20 protein-coding genes, 1 tRNA gene and 1 pseudogene are annotated in these 20,664 nt (G+C 71.5%); 14 read left to right on the top strand and 8 right to left on the bottom strand.

The annotated features are described in order from the left end of the window. Positions 1-162: 162 nt before the first annotated feature. The 4 genes from LAJ19_RS09430 (at position 163) to LAJ19_RS09415 (ending at position 3,340) form a co-directional block, all read left to right on the top strand. Complete coding sequence (locus LAJ19_RS09430) at positions 163-1,176, top strand: threonine aldolase family protein (RefSeq protein ID WP_225475510.1); 1,014 nt, start codon at positions 163-165, stop codon at positions 1,174-1,176. Positions 1,177-1,240: 64 nt separating this feature from the next. Then, a complete protein-coding gene (locus tag LAJ19_RS09425) occupies positions 1,241-2,206 on the top strand; it encodes a CPBP family intramembrane glutamic endopeptidase (protein ID WP_225475509.1) in 966 nt (321 codons plus the stop codon). Next, a complete protein-coding gene (locus tag LAJ19_RS09420) occupies positions 2,203-2,598 on the top strand; it encodes a YkvA family protein (RefSeq protein WP_432804201.1) in 396 nt (131 codons plus the stop codon). The genes LAJ19_RS09425 and LAJ19_RS09420 overlap by 4 nt, the downstream gene beginning before the upstream one ends. A 37-nt stretch (positions 2,599-2,635) precedes the next feature. Beyond that, entirely contained in the window at positions 2,636-3,340 is a 705-nt protein-coding gene (locus LAJ19_RS09415) for a hypothetical protein (RefSeq protein WP_225475508.1), read from the top strand. 78 nt (positions 3,341-3,418) lie between these two features. Here LAJ19_RS09415 and LAJ19_RS09410 read toward each other — a convergent pair whose 3' ends face one another. Then, entirely contained in the window at positions 3,419-3,925 is a 507-nt protein-coding gene (locus LAJ19_RS09410; RefSeq protein ID WP_225475507.1) for a DUF456 domain-containing protein, read from the bottom strand. Positions 3,926-4,000: 75 nt separating this feature from the next. After that, positions 4,001-4,077, bottom strand: a tRNA-Met gene (locus LAJ19_RS09405). A gap of 155 nt (positions 4,078-4,232) precedes the next feature. Between LAJ19_RS09405 and fni the strand changes: the two genes are divergently transcribed. After that, positions 4,233-5,246, top strand: a complete 1,014-nt coding sequence (gene fni, locus LAJ19_RS09400) for a type 2 isopentenyl-diphosphate Delta-isomerase (RefSeq protein ID WP_225475506.1) — start codon at positions 4,233-4,235, stop codon at positions 5,244-5,246. A 142-nt stretch (positions 5,247-5,388) separates the two neighbouring features. Here the strand turns inward: fni and ychF are convergent, their stop codons facing one another. Continuing rightward, positions 5,389-6,486 (bottom strand): redox-regulated ATPase YchF, encoded by a 1,098-nt coding sequence (gene ychF / locus LAJ19_RS09395; protein WP_225475505.1) that lies wholly within the window; start codon positions 6,484-6,486, stop codon positions 5,389-5,391. A gap of 89 nt (positions 6,487-6,575) precedes the next feature. Then, positions 6,576-6,971: an SH3 domain-containing protein gene (locus LAJ19_RS09390; protein WP_225475504.1), complete on the bottom strand. Its 396-nt coding sequence runs from the start codon at positions 6,969-6,971 to the stop codon at positions 6,576-6,578. A 77-nt stretch (positions 6,972-7,048) separates the two neighbouring features. Here LAJ19_RS09390 and LAJ19_RS09385 point away from each other — a divergent pair, with 77 nt between their 5' ends. After that, positions 7,049-7,714 (top strand): YczE/YyaS/YitT family protein, encoded by a 666-nt coding sequence (locus tag LAJ19_RS09385; RefSeq protein WP_225475503.1) that lies wholly within the window; start codon positions 7,049-7,051, stop codon positions 7,712-7,714. Between the two features lie 18 nt (positions 7,715-7,732). Here LAJ19_RS09385 and LAJ19_RS09380 read toward each other — a convergent pair whose 3' ends face one another. Next, a complete protein-coding gene (locus tag LAJ19_RS09380) occupies positions 7,733-9,037 on the bottom strand; it encodes a sensor histidine kinase (RefSeq protein WP_225475502.1) in 1,305 nt (434 codons plus the stop codon). Then, positions 9,034-9,717 (bottom strand): response regulator transcription factor, encoded by a 684-nt coding sequence (locus LAJ19_RS09375; protein WP_225475501.1) that lies wholly within the window; start codon positions 9,715-9,717, stop codon positions 9,034-9,036. Before LAJ19_RS09375 ends, LAJ19_RS09380 begins: the two co-directional genes overlap by 4 nt. A gap of 295 nt (positions 9,718-10,012) precedes the next feature. Between LAJ19_RS09375 and LAJ19_RS09370 the strand changes: the two genes are divergently transcribed. The 6 genes and pseudogenes from LAJ19_RS09370 to LAJ19_RS09345 all read left to right on the top strand — a co-directional run bounded on the left by LAJ19_RS09370 (position 10,013) and on the right by LAJ19_RS09345 (position 15,205). Next, positions 10,013-11,239 (top strand): TolC family protein, encoded by a 1,227-nt coding sequence (locus LAJ19_RS09370; RefSeq protein WP_255639826.1) that lies wholly within the window; start codon positions 10,013-10,015, stop codon positions 11,237-11,239. Between the two features lie 150 nt (positions 11,240-11,389). Further along, positions 11,390-11,743, top strand: coding sequence for a TolC family protein (locus LAJ19_RS09365; RefSeq protein WP_225475500.1), 354 nt, complete (start codon positions 11,390-11,392; stop codon positions 11,741-11,743). Next, entirely contained in the window at positions 11,740-12,300 is a 561-nt protein-coding gene (locus LAJ19_RS09360; protein WP_225475499.1) for a hypothetical protein, read from the top strand. Before LAJ19_RS09365 ends, LAJ19_RS09360 begins: the two co-directional genes overlap by 4 nt. Next, positions 12,297-13,634, top strand: coding sequence for an efflux RND transporter periplasmic adaptor subunit (locus LAJ19_RS09355; RefSeq protein WP_225475498.1), 1,338 nt, complete (start codon positions 12,297-12,299; stop codon positions 13,632-13,634). The genes LAJ19_RS09360 and LAJ19_RS09355 overlap by 4 nt, the downstream gene beginning before the upstream one ends. Beyond that, a pseudogene (locus tag LAJ19_RS22070) lies at positions 13,631-14,351 on the top strand (ABC transporter ATP-binding protein). The gene LAJ19_RS09355 and the pseudogene LAJ19_RS22070 overlap by 4 nt, the downstream one beginning before the upstream one ends. Further along, positions 14,348-15,205, top strand: a complete 858-nt coding sequence (locus tag LAJ19_RS09345; RefSeq protein ID WP_225475497.1) for an ABC transporter permease — start codon at positions 14,348-14,350, stop codon at positions 15,203-15,205. Before LAJ19_RS22070 ends, LAJ19_RS09345 begins: the two are co-directional and overlap by 4 nt. A gap of 312 nt (positions 15,206-15,517) precedes the next feature. Here the strand turns inward: LAJ19_RS09345 and guaA are convergent, their stop codons facing one another. After that, positions 15,518-17,035, bottom strand: a complete 1,518-nt coding sequence (gene guaA, locus LAJ19_RS09340) for a glutamine-hydrolyzing GMP synthase (RefSeq protein ID WP_225475496.1) — start codon at positions 17,033-17,035, stop codon at positions 15,518-15,520. A gap of 107 nt (positions 17,036-17,142) precedes the next feature. Continuing rightward, positions 17,143-18,873, bottom strand: coding sequence for a PEGA domain-containing protein (locus tag LAJ19_RS09335; RefSeq protein ID WP_225475495.1), 1,731 nt, complete (start codon positions 18,871-18,873; stop codon positions 17,143-17,145). A gap of 96 nt (positions 18,874-18,969) precedes the next feature. Here LAJ19_RS09335 and LAJ19_RS09330 point away from each other — a divergent pair, with 96 nt between their 5' ends. Then, a complete protein-coding gene (locus LAJ19_RS09330; RefSeq protein ID WP_225475494.1) occupies positions 18,970-20,019 on the top strand; it encodes an Mrp/NBP35 family ATP-binding protein in 1,050 nt (349 codons plus the stop codon). After that, a complete protein-coding gene (locus LAJ19_RS09325) occupies positions 20,016-20,660 on the top strand; it encodes a helix-turn-helix transcriptional regulator (RefSeq protein WP_225475493.1) in 645 nt (214 codons plus the stop codon). Before LAJ19_RS09330 ends, LAJ19_RS09325 begins: the two co-directional genes overlap by 4 nt. Positions 20,661-20,664: the final 4 nt, after the last annotated feature.

Raw genomic sequence — 20,664 nt, 5'->3', positions numbered from 1 at the left:
TTCCCGCGCCGGGAACGGCCCCCCCGGGACGCCTGGGTCGCCCTTGGCCCCGGGCGTCCCGGCGCGCACCCGGGCCGGGGTGGCCGCGCAGGGGAGACACCCCGGCCCGAATGCAGCCCGGCCCCTCGCCTCACCGTGGGGGCCGGGCGTAGCATCCACCCCATGACCCTGCCCGTGATTGCCGACCTGCGCTCCGATACCGTCACCACCCCCACCCCCACCATGCGTGAGGCCATGGCCCGCGCCGCCGTCGGGGACGACGTGTACGGCGAGGACCCCACCGTGAACGAACTTCAGGCCGAGGTGGCGCGCCTGACCGGGCACGAAGCGGGGCTGTTCATGCCGTCGGGCACCATGACGAACCAGGTGGCCATCGCGCTGCACACCCGCCGCGGGGAGGAAGTGATCTGCGCGGAAGGGTCACACATCTACGAGTGGGAACTGGGCATGATGGCCACCTTCAGCGGCGTGGTTCCGCGCTTCGTGCCCGCCCCGCTGGGCATCCCCACGCCTGAAGGCGTGCGCGCGGCCATCCGGCGCAGCATTCACCAGTCCCCGACCGGCATGATCAGCCTGGAGAACACGCACAACAAAGCAGGCGGCACGGTGATTCCGCTGGACGTCCTGGCCGGCATTCGCGCCGTGGCGACCGAGGAAGGGCTGCCCTTTCACCTGGACGGCGCGCGCGTGGTGAACGCCGCCGTGGCGCTGGGCGTGGACCTGCGCGCGATCACGGCGTCCTTCGACACGGTCAGCGTGTGCCTCAGCAAGGGCCTGGGGGCCCCGGTGGGCAGCGTGCTGGTGGGCAGCGCCGAGGCCATGAAACGCGCGCACCGCTACCGCAAGATGATGGGCGGCGGCATGCGTCAGGCCGGTGTGCTGGCCGCCGCGGCGCTGATCGCGCTGCGTGAGGGGCCTGCCCGGCTGGCCGAGGATCACCGCCGGGCCCGGGTGATGGCCGAGGCGCTGGTCAACGCAGGCTTCGCCGTGGACCTCGCGGCCGTGCAGACGAACATCATCTACGCGGCCGTGCCCGACGCGGCGGCCCGGGCCGCCGCGTGGGCCGGGCAGGGTGTGCTGGCGAACGCCCTGGGGCCGGACAGCGTGCGCTTCGTGCTGCACCACCAGATTGATGATGAGGCCCTGGACGGCGCCATCCGCGTGCTGACCGCTTAACCCGGCCTGCACCCCCACGGTCCGTTGAGGCGCCGCCGAGGGTGGGCGCGGTAGGCTCGGGGGCATGACTGTGCCCCCGAGCCTGACACCTGACGTGCCGCCCGCCGACTCCGCCCCGCCCCGGGATGGCGTGCGGGCCGTGTCGGGCAACCGGGCGGCGCTGACGCTGCTGGCGCTTCAGAACGTGGTGGCTGGCGTGTTGGCGAGCGCGGGCGCGCCGCTGGGCGTGTCCCTGCTGGCCGCGTTCGCGGTGGTGGTCCTGGTGGGCTTCACGGCGTTCCGGCGCAGCATGGACACGCTGCTGCGGGATTCAAGGTGGCGCACGCCACCGTCCCTGGGCATCGCGCTGGCGGCCTTCGCCCTGTCGTTTCTGTCCTCCCGGGCCTTCGTGCTGGCCTTCGTGATGCTCGTGCCGTCTTCCGCCGACGCCGTGCCGCAGTTCCTGAGCCACGGCGCGGACCTGTGGGTGCTGCTGGTGGCCGCCGGCCTCCTGATTCCCCTGGCCGAGGAAGTCGCCTTCCGCGGCCTGCTGATGCGCGGCCACGAGCGCGCCGCCGGTTTCATGGTCGCGGCCCTGACCAGCAGCCTGGTGTTCGCGCTGGCGCACGGCGTGCCGGCCAGCATCGTGGGCATCCTGCCGCTCGCGTACGTGCTGGCGCGCGTGGTGCAGCACACCGGCAGCCTGTGGAACAGCGTGCTGATTCACGCGCTGAACAACACGCTGGCCGTCGCGCTGGGCTCGCTCCTGGCGGGACGCCTGCCCACCGGCACGGCGCAGACCTCCGACCTCCTGAAGAACGAGGCGCTGCGCCTGCCGCTGGCGGGCGGCGCGCTGCTGTTCGGGGGGGTGGTGCTGGTCGTGCTGCACCTGTGGCTCACGCCGAAACCCGACCCGGAGGTCCGCAGCGCGCCAGGCCCGTGGCTCAGCGGAACGTACGTGGTCATGCTGCTGTTCGGCCTGCTGGCCGGCGCCATGACCGTGCCCGGCGTGGCGCAGTGGGTGACCGACCTGCGCGGAGCACTGTTTTGACCCGGCCGGGCCTGGGCGCGCGCCTGCGGACCTTCGCGCGGCGCCTGAAAGCGGAACTCGTGGCGCTGAGTCTCGCGGCGCGCGACCCGCGCACCCCCTGGTACGCGCGCGCCTGGGCGCTCCTGGTCCTGGCGTACGCCCTGAGTCCCATTGACCTGATTCCGGATTTCATTCCGGTGCTGGGGCAACTTGACGACCTGCTGCTCGTTCCGGCCGGCCTGTGGGTGGCGCTGCGGCTGATCCCTCCGGCCGTCATGGCCGGCGCACGCCGCGAAGCCGCGGCGCGACCGGACCGCCTGAACCGCAGTCTGCTGGGAGTCGCGCTGATCGTGCTGGTGTACGCTGCGCTTCTGGCCCTGGCGTGGGCATGGTGGCGAGGCACGCACCCCTGAGCGCGCCGCACGCTCAACGGGTAGCATGACGGCGTTTATGGCCCGTTCCCGCTCCCCGGTCTCCACTCCCGCGCCCGAGCCCGCTGCGCCGCTGCCCACGGCGCTGCTCAGCGGGCCGCGCCTGTTCGCGCAGACCCTGGCGCTCACTGAGCCGGTCGCGTGGCGGTACCTGGGCGTCGCCGCGCTCAGCGCCGCGCTGTCCGGTCTGGCGTACGCGGCCCTGGTCCGCCCGGCCGTCCTGCTGGCCGCGGCAGTCGACGGGAGCACAGCCCCCATGCTCGTCCACATCACGAACGTGATGGGCGGAACGTTTCTGGGCATGTTCACATTCCTGCTGATGTGGGGGCTGGGCTGGCTGGGCGCCGGCCGCGCCGCCCGGCCCGCCGAGGTGTTCGGGGCGAGCTTCGCGCTGCTGCCGCCCCTGTACCTGATCGTGACGGTCCTGGCCTTCCTGATTCCAGACAGCGCGTGGCGGCCCGGCGCGGCCGCACTGGCCGCCGCGGGCAGCGACCCGCAGGCCGTGCAGCGCGCGGCGCTGGCAGGCCTGCGCACCACCGCTCCGGCATTCCTGCTGCTGGCCGTCACCCTGCTGGGCACGGCCGCGCAGTGCGCGCTGGCATACCCGGCGTTCCGGGAACTCACCGGGCGGCCAGGGCGGGCGCTGGCCGGCGCTGCCCTGCCGCTGCTGCCCGCCCTGGCGGTGGGGGTGATCGCGCTCGGCCCGCTGCTGTTCAGCCGCTGACAGGCCCCGGCAGGGGACGAACCCGACAGGGCAGCGGGCGGACAGCCCGGCTGTCCGCCCGCTGCCCTTGACTGGTGGTCAGCCGAACACGCTTCGGGCCGGGTCCCACAGGCGCCACAGTTCGTACAGCCCGATCAGCAGGTGCAGCACCAGTTTTGCAGCCAGACCGGCCAGCAGGCCCACCAGGGTGCCCCAGGCGCTGCGCAGCGCCTCAGCCGGCGGCTTGCCCACAACGAACAGCTCGGCAATCAGGGCGCCCACCAGCGGACCCACGATCAGCCCGAACGGAATGATGGGCAGGATGCCGACCAGTCCGCCAATCAGGGCGCCCCACACAGCCTGGCGGCTGCCGCCGTACTTCCGGGCGCCCCAGGCGGACGCGACGTTATCCACCATGCTGATCAGGATGGTAATGACCAGAAAGGTCAGCAGAAAGGGCAGGTCCGGCCAGAGCTGAAAGCCATCGACGAGGGTCGCGGCGACGCTGCCCAGGAAGATGATCGCTGTGGCAGGCAGGGCGGGAATGAAGGTGCCGACCATGCCGATGATCCACGCGGCAAGAAAAATCAGGAATGCAGGACTCATACGCTGCGGGAATACGCGCTGCGGACCCTCACCGTTCCCGCAACAAGACGAAACCCCCACCGAAGTGGGGGTGATTGGTTGCAGGGACAGGATTTGAACCTGCGACCTCCGGGTTATGAGCCCGACGAGCTACCAGACTGCTCTACCCTGCGTTACTCTGGTCCTGCGGTGCGCTTTCTTCGCAGTGCTGCGTTCAGCGCTCAGAAATAGTAGCTCCAAGCTGCCAATCCGTCAAGGCCCCCCCCTCGGCCGGCAGGGCACGCCCGCCTCCACCTCACCTGCCGCCACGCCGGGTACGCTGAACAGCGTGAACGACACCGCGTCCGACCCGGCCGCCATCCAGGCGCGCAAACTCCGGCACATAGACGCCTGCCTGCGCCCTGACAGCCAGTACGCGCGCCAGACCACCGGCCTGGACGCCGTGCCCTGGCCGTACCGCGCCCTGCCTGAACTTGATCTTGACCGCGTGGACCTGCGCACCACCTTCCTCGGCCGTCCCCTCGCCGCCCCCCTCCTGATCGGCGCGATGACCGGCGGGGCTGAAGCGGCCGGCCGCATCAACCAGAACCTCGCCCTGGCCGCCCAGCGCCTCGGCATCGGCATGATGCTCGGGTCCCAGCGCGTCATGCTCGAACGGCCCGACACCCGCACCTCCTTCCTGGTGAGGCACACCGCGCCGGACATCCTCCTGATCGGCAACCTGGGCGGCGCGCAGTTCCTGCTCGGGTACGGTCCCCACGAAGCTGCGCGGGCCGTGCGTGAGGTCGGTGCCGACGCCCTCGCCATTCACATCAACCCCCTGCAGGAGGCCCTGCAGCCGGGCGGGGACACCCGCTGGGCCGGCCTGCGCGACCGGCTCGCGGACATCCTGCCCGAACTGGATTTCCCGGTGATCCTCAAGGAGGTCGGGCACGGCCTGGATGCCCAGACGGTCGCCCTGGCCGCCCCGCTCGGCTTCGCCGCCCTGGACGTCGCCGGCGCCGGCGGCACCAGCTGGGCACGCGTGGAGCAGCTGGTGCACCACGGCGAGGTCCGGACGCCCGACCTGTGCGACCTGGGGGTTCCCACCGCGCAGGCCCTGCGTGACGCGCGCCTCGCCGCGCCCGGCGTGCCCCTCGTGGCGTCCGGCGGGATTCGCAGCGGACTGGACGCCGCGCGGGCCCTCGCTCTGGGCGCCCAGGTGGTCGCGGTGGCCCGCCCCCTGCTGGAACCCGCCCTGCACAGCGCCGACGCCGCCGAAGCGTGGCTGCGGCAGTTCATTCACGAACTGCGCGTGGCGCTGTTTGTGGGCGGGTATGCCAGCGTCTCGGAGCTGCGCTGACCGCCAGACCGCAGCGGCGGCCGCCTCAGCCAGACGGTCGCCTGTGAGCCGCCGCACCCCTGTAAGGGCTCCGGCAGCCTGACGCTGCGGCAACACCAGGGGCCCGGCACCTCGCGGCGCCGGACCCCGAGGAAACGCAGGGTTACATGTTGTGCAGAACGTTCATGATGTCGCCGTCCTTCATCACGTACTCCTTGCCTTCGGTGCGCACCCAGCCCTTACCCTTGGCGTTCGACCAGCCGCCCGCCTCGACCATCTTGTCCCACTCGATCACTTCGGCGCGGATGAAACCGCGCTCGAGGTCGCTGTGAATCTCGCCGGCCGCCTCGGGCGCCTTCTCGCCGCGGCGGATCGTCCAGGCGCGCACTTCCTTCTCGCCGCTGGTGATGAACGTGATCAGGCCCAGCGTCTCGTACCCGACCTTCACAAGCTGATCCAGGCCGCTTTCCTGCACGCCGAGTTCCTCCAGGAACGCACGGGCCTCATCCTCAGGCATCTCCGCCAGTTCCCCTTCGATCTGGGCGCTGATCTTCACGACCTGCGCCCCCTCGGCCGCCGCGTACTCGCGGACCTTGAGCACGTGCTCGTTGTCCTCGGTGAGATTGTCCTCGCCGACATTGGCCACGTAGATCACGGGTTTCGTGGTGATCAGCCCGAACTCCTTGGGGATGGGCGCGTCGTACGAACCGGCGCGGGCGGGGCGGCCTTCACCGAGCACGGTGATGATCTGCTCGGCCAGCTCCGCCTGCTCGCGGGCCTCCTTGTCGTTCCCCTTGGCTTTCTTCTGAAGGTTCTGCAGGCGTTTTTCCAGCCCGGCGAGGTCCGCGAGGATCAGTTCGGTGTTGATCGTCTCGATGTCATCGATGGGATCGACGTGGCCGGCCACGTGAATGACATTGCCGTCCTCGAAGCAGCGCACGACGTGCGCAATGGCGTCCACCTCGCGGATGTTCGCCAGGAACTGGTTGCCCAGCCCCTCACCCTTGCTGGCGCCCTTGACGAGCCCGGCAATATCCACGAACTCCACGAACGTGGGAATGATCGGCGGCACCCGGTCGCCTTTCGTGAACACGCGGCTCAGCGCGGCGAGGCGTTCATCCGGGACGGTCACGCGGCCCACGTTCGGTTCGATGGTCGCAAACGGGTAGTTCGCGGCGAGCGCCCCGGCGCGCGTGATGGCGTTAAACAGCGTGCTTTTGCCGACGTTCGGCAGACCGACGATTCCGATGGCTAATCCCATGATTTCACGACTCCTTCACCCGCCCGGCGGCGGGGCAACCCCCGCAGTTTACAGGCTTCCGCGCAGGGCGCGGCGCCGGGCCGCGGCGTTCAGCGCCGGCCGGCCGACTGAAGGTACTCGGTCTGATCGCAGGCGCGCCCGTTGCGGTTGGCGTCGCGGGTCACGCTGTAGGCACCCTCGCCCGACCAGAGATTCTTGAGGCCCAGCGGCACCAGCGCGCTGCACCCGCCGGGCACGTTCACCGCGGCGCGCACGAGCCACCCGCTCCGGGTACCCACCTTCACCTGACACCACATCGCGAAGCACGCCTGAACCTCCAGGGGGATGCGGGCGGGAAGGGTCAGCAGCGCCGCGCTTTTCTGGTTCGGCATCGCGTACAGCGGCGCAATCCGGGTCGCCCAGCCGCTCAGGGCGCCTCCACTGCCCAGCATGGCGAAGGCCAGCACAGGGGCGGAACGCAGCAGAAACCGGAACGCGCGGAGCATCCCTGCCAGTCTACCTGCTTCCTCCAGCGTCGCGCAGACCCCTGCCGGGCGGGCTGGGGCGCTAGAGTGAACCCCGCATGCCCACACCAGCCGCGCCGCGCGCCCTTTTCTTCCCAGGGCGTCTGGGACCACGACTGGCGCTGCTGGTCACCGGGCTGACCCTGTACGGCCTGAGCCTGCGCCTGATGCTCAATGCGCACGTGGGCGTGGCGCCGTGGGAGGTGCTGCACGTGGGGATCACGCGCTGGGCGCCGCTGAGCGTGGGCGCCGTGAGCATCCTGACCGGCGTGGTCATCGTGGCGTTCACGGCGCTGCGGCTCCAGGAACGGCTGGGCCTGGGCACCCTGCTGAACGTCCTTTTGATCGGCGCGTTCCTGGACCTGTTTGCGACCGTCGTCCCCGAGCCCGCCGCGCTGCCCCTGCGCTGGGCACAGTTCCTGGCGGGCGTGGCCCTGCTCGGCCTCGCGACCGGCGCGTACGTGGGCGCCGGGCTGGGCGCCGGCCCCCGCGACGGCCTGACCCTGGCCCTGCGGCGCGTCACCGGGTGGCCCGTGCCGCGCATCCGCACTGGCGTCGAGGTGGCCGTGCTGCTGGCCGGGTGGGCGCTGGGCGGCCCCATCGGGTGGGGCACCCTGGTGTTCGCGCTGACAGTGGGACCCGCCATGGGCTGGGGGCTGCGGCTGTTCCAGCCGCTTCAGCGCCGCCTGAACCGTTCTGCCCGCGCCGCTGAAGCGGCCAGCTGAAGCGGCCCGCACCTGCGTTCAGGGCGCGGCAGTCGGCAGGGTCACCGTGAAGTGCGCGCCGCCCAGGCCGCTGGACGTGGAGAGGGCCGCCTGCCCCCCGTGCGCCAGGGCCAGGGCCCGCACGATGGCCAGACCCAGGCCGCTGCCTCCTGTGTCCCGTGCGCGGCTGGCGTCCAGGCGCGTAAAGCGCGTGAAGACCGCGTCGCGGCTCTCCTGCGGAATGCCGGGACCGTCGTCCTCCACGTGCAGCAGGACCTGAGGACCGTGCACTTCCACGCGCACCGCCACGCGTGAACGGGCGTGCCGCAGCGCGTTGTCGATGAGGTTCGTGGTGATCTGCCTGACCCGCACCGGATCGGCGCGGGTCAGGGCCGGGACGGCCTGCAGCGTGAGGTTCAGGCCGCGCGCGTCGGCGCGGTCCTGCAGGTCCCGCACGACCTCCGCGCCCAGGGCGCCCAGGTCCAGGGGCTGAGGGTCCAGCGCCAGCCGCCCGGCGTCCGCCAGGGTCAGGGTGCGCAGGTCCCCCACCAGCCGCGTCAGGAGTTGCGTCTGGGTGCTGAGCAGCGCGATCTGCCCGGTGGTCAGCGGGTACACCCCGTCCTCCAGGGCGTCCAGCCGGGCCTGCATAACAGCGATCGGGGTGCGCAGCTCATGCGCGATATCCGCGACGGCCTGCTGCCGCTCGCGTTCCAGCAGCTGCAGGTTCTCGGCCATGTCGTTGAAACTCTGCGCTAGGGCCGCAATTTCGCGCTCGCCACCCCGGACGGGCGCGCGGGTGCTCAGGTCCCCGCTGGCCAGCCGCGCCGCGGCGCGGGACACGGCCGACACGGGCCGCGCCACGCGCCGGGAGATCAGGAAGGCCAGCAGCGCCGAGACGGCCGCCGCCACCAGCCCCACCTGCAGCAGGCTGCTCTGCACGTCCCGCAGGAAATCCTGCGCGCGGTTGCGGGGGGGCTGCCGGCCCGGGTCGGTCCTGAGCTCCCGGGGCCGCTTGCCTGCCGTGACCACGGCGTCCTGGCCGGTGGCCTGCCGCACCACGCCTCCCACGTCGGGGCTGCTGTCAAACGGATCGAGGTACGGGTCGGCGGGTGTCCCGGTCCGCACCACCGGCAGGGGCGGCGTGGGCGCCACGAGTTCCCCCCGGAGCGCGGCGGCCTGCTGCTCCCGGATGGCCAGGCGGACAGTGCTGGGCAAGCGCTCGAACTCGCGTTTCACCACGAGATTCGAGAAGTAGAAGGTGCTGCCCACTGCCACCAGCACCACCAGGAGCATGGCCAGCAGCAGCGTCACAGCCAGCGGCTGCGTGCGGCGCGGTCCGGTCATCCGCCGCTTTCCAGGCGGTACCCGACGCCGCGTACAGTGTGCAGCAGGCCGCCTGCGTGCGCGGCGTCGAGTTTGCGGCGCACGCTGGCCAGGTGGGCGTCCACGACGCGCTCCAGCGCCTCGCTGTCCGGCAGGGCCGCGGCGAGGAGTTCCTCGCGGGTGTACGCCCGGCCCGGCGCTTCGGCCAGCTGCGACAGCAGCCGGAACTCGGCGGGCGTGAGGTTCAGGGCCTCGCCGCGCACGCGCGCCACCACCGCCCGGCGGTCCACTTCCAGCGGGCCGACCCGCAGGGGCCGCTCGGTGTCGTCGAGCACCGCGGTCGCGCGGCGCAGCACCGCCTTCACGCGGGCCATCACCTCACGCGGGCGGAACGGCTTGACCACGTAATCATCCGCGCCGAGTTCCAGACCCACGATCTGGTCGGTTTCCTCCGCGCGGGCCGTCACGAGAATCACGGGGGTGGCCCCCTCGGCCCGCACGGTCTTCAGCACCTCAAGGCCGCTGCGGCCCGGCAGCATCACGTCCAGCAGGATCAGGTCCGGGCTGGCCGCCCGGAAGGCGTACAGGGCGGCGTTCCCGTCGGCGGCGCGTTCCGTGCGGTAACCCTCCTGACGGGCATACGCTTCCAGCACCTCGGCCAGTTGCGGTTCGTCCTCAACAATCAGGATCAGGGCACTCATGCGCACAGCGTACGAGAGCCGCGTGAAGAGCGTGCGAAGGCCACCCCGGCCTGCCGCTGCTCCCGGGCCGCCTGTTTACGGCGCTGGGACCGCCGCAGAACGTCTTCGCAGAATCTTCACAGTGGCTGCGCGAAGTCTTGACCGCTTCCAGACACGCTGAGCGGCATGACCCGCTTCCCTCTCCGGTGGCCCGGCCTGCTCACCCTGGCCCTGCTGGGCGCCGCGCACCCCCCAGCAGGCCCACACCCCCTACACCCTGCCGCAGGCGTACGCGCAACTGGCGCAGGCCCCCGGCGTGACCCGCGCCGCGCTGAGCGTGCAGGTCGCGCAGCAGAACCTCAGGGCGGCGCGCGCCGCCCTGGGCCTGACCGTCAGCGTGGGTGGCAACGCCAGCTACGCCGGGCCGACCACGGTCACCGCCGCGGACGGCACGACCAGCGCCGCGGGCGGCACGCTCAGCGGCAACGCCGCCCTGAGCGTGAACTTGGGCCTGCTGCCCTGGTCCAGCGGGCAGAGCAGCCTGCGCGCCTCCGAACGCAGCCTCGCGCTGGCGCAGGCCGCCCTGCGTGACGCGCAGCTTGAGACGCAGCTGAACGTCGCGCAGACCTACTTCAATGCGGTGCTCGCCACGCAGGACATCACCCTGGCGCAGCGCACCCTGGACCTGCGCCAGCGGCAGCTGAGCGTCGCGCAGACCCAGCAGGACACCGGAAACGCCACGGCTGAAACCGTCCTGGACGCCCAGGCGGCCGTGCAGAGCGCCCAGGGGGGCCTCACGCAGGCGCAGAGCAGCCTGGACAGCGCCCGGCGCAACCTGGACGCCGTGCTGGGCACCACGCTGGGCCCCGTGACCTTCTCCACCCTGCCCGACGACCCCCTGACCCTGCCTGACCTCGCCGCCCTGGTCGCTCAGGCCCGCAGCAGCACCAGCGCCGTGATCAGCGCCCGGAACGCCCTGGCCAGCGCGCAGGACGCACTGGAGACCGAACAGCGTGACGCGCGCCTCCCGGACCTCACCGCCAGCGTCGGGTACGGGGGCGGCGGCGCCGGGACCCTCACCGCCACCCTGAACCTGAAGCAGGGGACCCTGGGCAGCAGCTACGCCCTGCCCCTGAACAGCAGCGCCAGCAGCGGCGCGCGCCTGAGCGCCAGCGTCAGCGGGTCGTACGTCGTGTACTCGCCCGCCCAGCAGGCGCAGGTGTCGGCTGCGCAGGCCAGCGTGACCCAGGCGCAGCTGTCCCTCACGGTGGCCCAGCAGAACGCGGAACTCGACGTCCGCACCCGCTTCGTGACCCTGCAGTCCAACCTCGCTGCCGTGCAGACCCGCGCGGCGCAACTCACCGTCGCGCAGCAGGGCCTGCAGACCGCCCACGCCCGCCTGGACGCCGGCACCGGCACTGCCGACGAGCTCCGCAGCGCCGAACTCACCCCCGCGCAGGCGCAGCGGGAACTGCTGGCCGCCCGCATCACCGCCCAGCTCAGCCTGACCCAGCTCCTGAACGCCGCCGGAGGCCTCCGATGAACCCACGCCCAGTCCCGTCCGCCCGTCTCGCCCGCGCCGCCCTGCGCCTCAGCGCCGCGCTGCTCACCACGCCCCTGAGCGCGGCCACCGCCCAGAACGCCGCTCGCAGCCAGCAGCGCGGTCTCTGCCGCCCTGCAGAACAACGCCGACGTGAAAACAGCGCAGGCCAACCTCGACAAGGCGCTCTCGGCCAACCGCGCCGCGCAGGCCGATCCCAGCACGCTGGTCGCCGCGAAACTCAATGCGAGAAACGGCGAGACCCTCGCGCAGGCCCAGCTGCGCGGCGCCCGCCTGAACACTCTGCACAGCACCATCAGCGCGTACACGGCGCTCCTTGAAGCGCAGCAGAACGTGGAACTGCAGACCCTGCAGGTGCAGGTGGACAGCAAAAGCATGCAGGTCGCGCGCGTGAAACTGAGCATCGGAAACGCCACCACGCTGGACGTCACGAACGCGCAGAACACCCTGGCCAGCAGAACCTCGCCGACGCCCGGGCGCAGGTGAACCTCGCCGCCGCGAAACTCGGCACCCTGACCGGCCTGGGCAGCGGCGTCCGCGCCGGCAGCGCCGTGACCGCCCCGAAACTCAGCGCGACCCTGGCGGGCCTGCAGGGCGGCCTGAGCACCCTCGCGGGTCTGGTGAGCGCCGCGAACGACGTGGCGGGCGCGCAGCTGACCGTGAAACTTGCCGAGAACGACTTCACGCCCGCCCGCACCCTGCAGGACGCCCGGACGGCCCTGTCGAACGCGCAGCGCAGCCAGGAGAGCGCCCTGAAAAGCGCTCAGCAGACCCTCGCCAGCGCCCACCAGGCGGCACAGAATGCGTACGAACTTCTTCAGGTCGCCGGAAGCCGCGAGGCCGCCGCCCAGAACACCTACACCCAGGACGCCGCCTGCCTGAACAGCGGCACGATCAGCGCCGTGGACCTGCAGGTCACGCAGCTGACCCTCAAAAAAGCCCAGTACACTCGCCTGCAGGCGCAGAACAACGGCCTGGAGCCCCTCGCTGCGCTCTCGGTCGCCGCCGGGCAGAACCTCACCGGCATCGGGGGCACGCTGTGACCACGCACACCCCCGCCGTCCGGGTGAGCGCCCCGCGGCGCCGCTGGCCCTGGGTGCTGAGTGCCCTGCTGCTCCTCGGCGCCGCGGGCAGCGTGTACCTGACCCGCACCCGCGCCGCGCAGACCACCCAGGCGACCACCGTCACCACCATCGCCCGCGCCGAACAGGGCACCCTGCGCGTTTCCGTCAGCGGGCCCGGCACGCTGGAAGCCGCGCAGACCCGCACGGTCGGCGCAGACCTGACCGCCACACTGGGCGCGGTGCCCGCTGTGGGTGAACGCGTCACCCGCGGGCAGCTGCTCACCACCCTGAACAGCGATGAGGTCGAGCAGAACGTGCAGGACGCCCAGCTGAACCTCGGGAAAGCCCAGGCGTCCCTGGACGCCACGCGCGCCAGCCAGGCCAGCAGCGCCGCGCAGCGTGCCAGCAGCGTCACGCAGGCGCAGCAGACCCTCGCGGACGCGCAGCGGACCGTGGCAGGTCAGCGGCAGCTTGCCGCCATCGGCGCCGTGAGCGCCCATGCCCTCGCAGACGCGCAGTCCACCGCGACGCGCGCCCAACAGAGCGTGGACAGCGCCCGCGCCACCCTCACGGCCGCGCAGACCCAGGCCCGCACCGGCGCGGCCAGTGACGCGCAGACCCTGCGCAACCAGCAGTTCGCCGTGCAGCAGGCGCAGGACAGCCTGCGTTCCGCGCAGCAGGCCCGCACCGACCTGAAGGTGTACGCCCCGATCAGCGGCATCGTGAGCGCCGTGACCGCCACCGAAGGAACCATTGTGACCAGCGGCGCCACCATCCTGACCCTGCGGGACGACACTACCCTCAACCTCCCCATGCAGATCGACGAAACCGAGATTGCCAGCGTGAAAGCCAGGCAGACCGCCAACGTGACCCTGGACGCCTTCGACGGCCAGACCTTTACCGGGAAGGTCGTGCGCGTCTCACCCGGCGCCACGCAGCAGAGCGGCATCAGCGTCTTCACCGCCACCGTGCAGCTGCCCAACCCAGGCGGCCAGCTGCGCGCCGGCATGACCGCCGAAGCCGAGATCATCCAGAGCGAGGCCCGCGGCCTGCTGATTCCCAGCAAGGCCATCCAGACCGTCCGCGGCCGCTCGTACGTGCAGCTCCCCGCCCAGGCCGGCGCGGCACCCGGACGGACCTGCGTCGAGACCGGCGCCACCGACGGCACCCCCACCATCATCGACAGTGGCCTGAGCGCCGGACAGGAGGTCGTGCTGCCCGGCAGTGCCCGCGCCAGCAGCGGTACCCAGACCGGCACCCAGAACAGTGCCCGCCAGAACCAGACCGGCGGCTTCCCCGACGGCGCCCCATGACCGCCCCGCCCCCGGTCGTCGACATTCAGGCTGTGCGCAAGGTGTACGAACAGGGTGACGTGGACTTCGAAGCGCTCGCCGGGGTGAACCTCCGGATCAACCAGGGCGAGATGGTCGCCCTGATGGGCCCGTCCGGCAGCGGTAAAACCACCCTGATGCAGATCATCGGCCTGCTCGACCAGCCCAGCGCCGGCCACTACCACCTGGCCGGACGTGACGTCACCACCCTCAGCGAGAACGAACGCGCCGAGGCCCGCAACACCGACATCGGCTTCGTGTTCCAGGCCTTTCACCTGCTGCCCCGCCTGAACCTGCTGGAGAACGTCGAGGTGCCCCTCACCTACGCCGGCGTCCCCGCGCGCGCGGCGCGACCGCGCCATGCAGGTCCTCGAGCGCGTGGGACTCGGCAGCAAGGCCCGCAACCTGCCCAGCCAGATCAGCGGCGGACAGAAGCAGCGCGTCGCCGTGGCCCGCGCCCTCGCCGGCCGGCCCCGCCTGCTGCTGGCCGACGAACCCACCGGCAACCTCGACACCCGCACCAGCGAGGACGTTATGGCCCTGTTCGGCGACCTGCACGCCGAAGGCACCACCGTCGTGATCGTCACACACGAGGACGACATCGGTGCGTACGCCGGACGGGTCGTGCGCGTCCGGGACGGCCAGATCGAAAGTGACCGCGCCCAGACCCCCAGGCGCCCCGCCGCGAGGTCCGCGTGACCACCCGCCCCCTGGACCCCGCCGCGCCCCTCAGTCCCCAGGCCGCCCCACCGCCCCGGCGCGGCGGGACCGGCCTGAGCGGCGCATTCACCATCGCGTGGCGCGCCATCGTGGGCACCCCCATGCGTTCCGTCCTCACCGCGCTCGGCGTGATTATCGGCGTGGCCGCCGTCGTCGCCCTGACCGATGGCGGTCAGGGCAGCACCGCCGGCGTCACCCGCAACCTCGAGTCGCTGGGCACCAACCTCCTCACTGTGCAGAGCGCCCGTGCCTTGGGCGGCGGCAGCCTGGTGCGCAGCGGCCCCCGCCAGACCCTCACTGTGGCGGACGCCGAAGCCCTCGCCGACACGTTCGCCGGCCGCGTGGCCCCCACTGTGAACAGCACCGTGCAGGCCAAGGCCGGCACCGCCAACACCCAGGCCAGTGTGGTCGGCACGTGGCCCGCCTACGAGACCGTACGCAACAGTCCCACCGAACAGGGCGAGTACTTCACGGACGCCGACGTCAGCGCCAAGAAACGCGTCGCGGTGATCGGCCGCCAGGTGCTGCTGGACCTGTGGGGCGACGGCACCGACGGCAGCGTCACCCCGGCGCAGGCCACCGGGCAGAAACTCCGCCTGGGCGGCGTGACATTCACGGTCAGCGGCGTCCTGCCCGACAAGGGCAACAGCGGCTTCGGGAATGCCAACGTGCAGGTATTGATTCCCCTCAGCACGTACCTGCAACGCTTCGCGCGCACCAACAGCAGCGGCGGCCACCCCACCGTCAGCGCCGTGTACCTGCAGGCTACCAACGCCCATGACCTGACCCAGCTGCAGACCGACGTGACCGACCTGCTCAGCGTGCGCCGGTGAACACGTGCGTGGCGTCCGCACGCCAGCCTTTCCCGATCAGACCCGGAGGGGACGGCAAACGGCGCAGCATGACCCGCACCGTCGCTTGACCGTCCTGGTGTTCCTCCAGACCGCGAGTCGAATGGTGCGCGCGAGAATAATTAGGGTTCCCGCCGTGAACCCTGGAAGGTTCGCGGGCGCTCAGGCCGAGTCCGCAAGTTCTGCCGACAGCTATGTCCCTGCTGGCACAGGACCGCTCGCCCTGAGTGCCGCACACTCCCGGCAGGGCCCGGCCCCCACTGGTGTCTCAGTAGGGGTGGGGACCTCAGCGGGTCATTCCCACTCGATGGTGGCTGGCGGCTTGCCGGTGATGTCATACACCACGCGGTTGATCTCGTGTACCTGGTTCACGATGCGGTTACTCATGGTTGCCAGGAACTCGTACGGGAGCCGCGCCCATTCGGCCGTCATGAAGTCATCGGTGGTCACGGCCCGCAGCGCGGCCGTGTAGGAGTACGTGCGTTCATCGCCCATGACCCCCACGCTCTGGATGGGCGTCAGGATTGCCAGCGCCTGCGAGCACCCGTCGTACAGCCCGAACTCCCGCAACCCCGAGATGAAGATGTCGTCCACGCGGCGCAGGATGTCCAGCTTCTCCTCACTGATGGCGCCCAGGCAGCGGATCGCGAGGCCCGGCCCCGGGAACGGGTGGCGCATGCGGATGTGATCCGGCAGGCCCAGCAGGCGGGCAATGGCCCGCACTTCGTCTTTGAACAGCGTGCGGAACGGTTCGACCAGTTTGAACTGCAGGTCGTCCGGCAGGCCGCCCACGTTGTGGTGACTCTTGATGTTCGCCGCGCCTTCACCCCCGGCAGATTCAATAACGTCCGGGTACAGCGTTCCCTGCGCCAGGAAATCAAAGGGGCCGTGGCTGCGCGCCTCCCGTTCAAACGCCCGGATGAATTCCCGCCCGATGATCTTGCGTTTCTGTTCGGGGTCCGATACGCCCTCAAGTGCCCCCATGAACTCCGTGCGGGCGTCCACGGTGATGAGGTTCACGCCAAGTGGCCGCAGCGCGGCTTCCACCTGCTCGCGTTCACCAAGACGCAGCAGTCCGTGGTCAATGAACACCGCCGTGAGTTTTTCCCCGACCGCCCGGGCCAGCAGGAGGCCCAGCGTTGAGCTGTCCACGCCCCCACTGATGGCCAGCAGCACCCGGCCGTCGCCCACCTGCGCGCGCACGTCCGCAATCAGCTCGTCAATGATGTGCTCCGCGTTCCAGTCGCGCGTTACGCCGCAGACTTCCAGGAAGTTCGCCAGCAGCTGCCCGCCCTTGGGCGTATGCACCACTTCCGGGTGGAACTGCACCCCGTAGCGGCGCGTCTGACGGTTCTCGATGGCCGTTACGGGCGTGTCGGCCGTTTCCGCCACCACTTCGTAACCTTCGGGCAGCGCGGTGACAGAGTCACTGTGGCTCATCCACGCCACGAACTCGCCCTGAATGCCCTGGAACAGCTGCCCGCCGTAGCGGGTCAGGTCGGCCTTGCCGTACTCGCGTTTCCCGGCCCGTTTGACGTCACCGCCCGCCTGGTGCGCCAGGAACTGCATGCCGTAGCACACGCCCAGCACCGGCACGTCCAGGTCCAGCACGCCCGGGGCGGGCTTGGGGGCCGCCTCGTCGTACACACTGCTGGGTCCGCCGGACAGCACGATCCCCTGTGGGTTCTCCCGCAGGACCCGTTCCAGGGGCGCGCTGCCGGGCAGGATCACGCTGTACGCTCCAAGCTCACGGAAGCGGCGCGCGATCAGGCGCGTGAACTGACTACCGAAATCCAGAATGACGACGCTCATCAGCTCGATTGTCTCACGGTCATCCCGGTCGGGCGTCCCGGCCCTCCAGACGAGCGTGGCCGGACGAACAACCGGAACACAGCAGGTGGACCGCCACGCGCCGCGCTTCAGTCACTCAGGTCAATGGTGACCGGCTGGGCGCGCGGCACACTCACGCTCATGCTGGCCGGCGCGTACCCCTCCACGGCCACCCGCACGCGGTACGTGCCGGCCACCGGGAACTGCACGCGGCCCGGCGCGGTGCCCAGCGCCTGCCCCGGGGCAAGCCGGGCGGTCTGCGGCGCCTGCTCCACCGACAGGCGCGCCGTGGCGCCCGCAGCTCCCCGGACCGTGAACTGCACCTCGCAGCAGCGCTCCGAGCCGCCGGGAATCACGGGTGCCGCCGTGGACGGCGCGGCCTGCGCGCCCTGGGGCGCGGGGCTCAGCGCTCCGCTGCGCAGCGCCCAGATCGCTCCGCCGAGCAGCAGCGTCGCCGCCACGAGCGGCAGCACGATGCGCGGCAGGCGCCGGGGTGCCTGCGCGGGTGCGGCGGGCGCCTCGCGCACCACCCGCCAGGAGTCGTCCTCATCCCACCCGATCCGGATGGGTTCCCCCGGCGCCCGCCGTGAAGGCAGCGCTCCAGGCTGAGGGTGGGGCTCCGGTGCCGGCTCAGTGGCCGGCGCGCGCCGCAGGGATGGCGGCAGGCGCTCCACATCGCGCAGCTGCAGGCCCGGCGTGGCCTGAGCTTCGGTGCGCGGCGTCTCCCATTCGGGCAGGTCATCCCCGAACCCGATGTGCAGAGGCGCTGGTACCACCGGTGCGGTCACGGCGGTCTGTTCAGCCTTCAGGCGCACGGCGCGCCGTGCGGCGGCAGCCTGGGCGTCCAGCATGGCCTGCGCGCGCCGGGCTTCGTTCTCCCGTCGGCGCCGTTCCTGGGGGCTTTCCGGCTCTGTGGGTGCCCGGCTGGGCAGGTCCCCCAGCACGATCGGGGACCCGTCATGCGGCCCGGGCGGTGTGGCGGGCGTGTCAGGCGACCCGGCCGGTGGAGCCTGCTCGAGCGGGGGAGGGGCGACGGAGGGTGCCTCTGAAGGGGTGTTGTGCTCCCTGGAGCCCGTGCGGGCCTTGCGCTTCCGGTCCGGTCTGCTCGCACGGCCGCGCGGCGTCGCCTCAGCAGCCGGGTCCGGCGCAGGTGAGGGAATGTCGGCGGGTGGGTCCGCACTGACCGGTGGAGCCTCCTGGGCCGGGCCGGGCGTGAGGGGCAGCGCGGCCGGGAGCGCCTGGGCGTCCGGCTGGCCCGCCGGTTCCGGGGGGCGCGCGGCGTCAGGCGCGGCTGCCAGCCGGCGCAGCGCCCCGGCGGCGTCCAGGGTGCCGGGGTCGGTCAGCAGGGGCCTGAGTGGTTCGGGCAGGCCTCCCAGTTCCTGCAGGATCACGGCCAGCGCGTACAGGTCGTCCGAGGGCCTCGCGTGTCCTCCCCAGGGCAGTCCGGCCCCTGCGAGCAGGACCTCCCCGTCAACACTCCACAGCTGCGAGGCGCTCAGGCCGCCGTGCACCACGCCGCGCTCGTGCAGCGCAGCCAGGGCCCCCAGCGCGCCGCGGGCCGCGAGCACCGCGTCCTGCGCGGGGCGGGCCTGCAGGGGCAGTTCGGTCACCACGTACGCCTGATCTCCACTGCTGACGCTGTCCACGGGCGCCAGCACGTTCGGGTGCTCCGGCAGGACTGGCACAGGCTGCGGGGCGGGCAGCAGGTGCAGCAGCACCGGCATGCCGGTCAGGCGGTCCGTGGCACGCAGTGTCCGCACCGGACTGCTCGTCCGGCCCGGCAGTTCACGCACGGCCACATAGGGGCCAAGGGGCTTCACGGCCCGCAGTATAGGCTGCGCGCTGCAGGTCCTGCGGCGCGCAGTGTGAGCGCGTGGCTTGCTGCCGCACCGCCTTTGCGCTACTAATTGCGGGATATGCGTGACGCCCTGATGGCCGCCCTGAGCACTGTGAACGATCCGGAACTCCACCGGGATCTCGTGTCACTGGGCATGATCGAGCACGCCAGCGTGGAGGCGGGTGTGGCGCACGTGAAGGTCACCCTCACGACGCCTGCCTGCCCTCTGAAAAGCCAGATTGAGGCCGACGTGCGTGCCGCGGCCCTGACCGTGCCGGGCGTGCAGGACGCCGCGGTGACCTTCGGGGCGATGGTGCGCCCCCCGGCCCAGCCGGCCCTGCCCGGGGTGAAACACGTGCTGCTCGTCGGCAGTGGCAAGGGCGGCGTGGGCAAAAGCAGCGTGGCGGTCAATCTCGCCGCCAGCCTCGCGCTGGACGGCGCGCGCGTGGGCCTGCTCGACGCGGACGTGTACGGCCCCAGCGTGGCGCACATGATGGGGCAGGGCGGGGCAAAGGTCACCGCGAACGCTGACCGCAAGATGCTGCCCATCGAGGCGCACGGTGTGCGGTTCATCTCCATGGCGAACCTCTCGCCGGCCGGGCAGGCGCTGGTGTGGCGCGGGCCGATGCTGCACTCCGCCATTCAGCAGTTCCTGAAAGACGCCGCCTGGGGCGAGCTGGATTACCTGATCGTGGACCTGCCCCCGGGCACCGGGGACGTACAGCTGTCGCTCACGCAGACCATTCAGGTGACGGGGGCCGTGATCGTCACCACCCCGCAGGACGTGGCCCTGATCGACGCGACGCGCGCGATCGACATGTTCCGCAAGGCCAGTGTGCCGGTGCTTGGCGTCGTGGAGAACATGAGCTACTTCGTGGCGCCAGACACCGGCAACGTGTACGACCTGTTCGGCCGTGGCGGCAGCCGCAAACTCGGTGACCACGTGCTGCTCGGCGAGATTCCGCTGGAGGTGGGCGTGCGGCAGGATGCCGACGCCGGAACGCCCGCTGTGCTCGCCCACCCGGACAGCGCCGCGGCGCTCGCCCTGCGTCAGGCGGCCCGGACCCTGGCCGGTCAGATCAGCGTCCGGACCCTCTCGCACCTGCCTGACCAGCTGACCGTCGTATGAGCGCCGCGACCCTCGCCCCAGCCGGCGCGGAACGCACCAAGACGCGCCTGCTGGAACTCGTCAAGCGGCACGGCCCGCAGACCGCGCAGGACCTCGCGCAGCGGCTGGACGTCAGTATTCCCGCCGCGCGCCGTCACCTGGGCGACCTGCAGGACCAGGGGCTCGTGGAAGCCCGCACCGAGCGGCCCGGCGGGCGGGGCCGCCCGCAGCACGTGTTCGCCCTGACCGAGCGGGGCGAGGCGGCCTTCCCGAAAACCTACTCCAGCCTGTGCGTGGACGTCCTTCGGCACGTCGAAAGCCTGTTCGGTGAGGACGCCCTGCTGAAGGTTCTGGACGCCCGCAACGCCGAGATTGCCGCCCGCTTCCGGCCTGATCTGCCGGCCGAACTGCCTCTGGGTGAGCGCGTGCGCAACCTCGTGCGCCGCCTGAACGAGCACGGCTTTGACGCCACCGCCGCGCAGGACGACACCGGCCGGTGGACATTCACCCAGCACAACTGCCCGAACCTGACGGTTGCCCGCCAGTACGCGCAGCTGTGCAGCGCGGAAGTGACTCTCTACACCGACCTGCTGGGCGTTCCGGTGCGCCGCGAGACCCGCATCGCCTGCGGGCAGGGCTGCTGCCACTACCAGGTCGGGTAGCCGG

It is taken from the genome of Deinococcus taeanensis, from assembly GCF_020229735.1.
GTDB classification, from domain to species: domain Bacteria; phylum Deinococcota; class Deinococci; order Deinococcales; family Deinococcaceae; genus Deinococcus; species Deinococcus taeanensis.
Note: the sequence above shows the minus strand (reverse complement) of the source record. Positions and strands in the feature narration are given on the sequence as shown.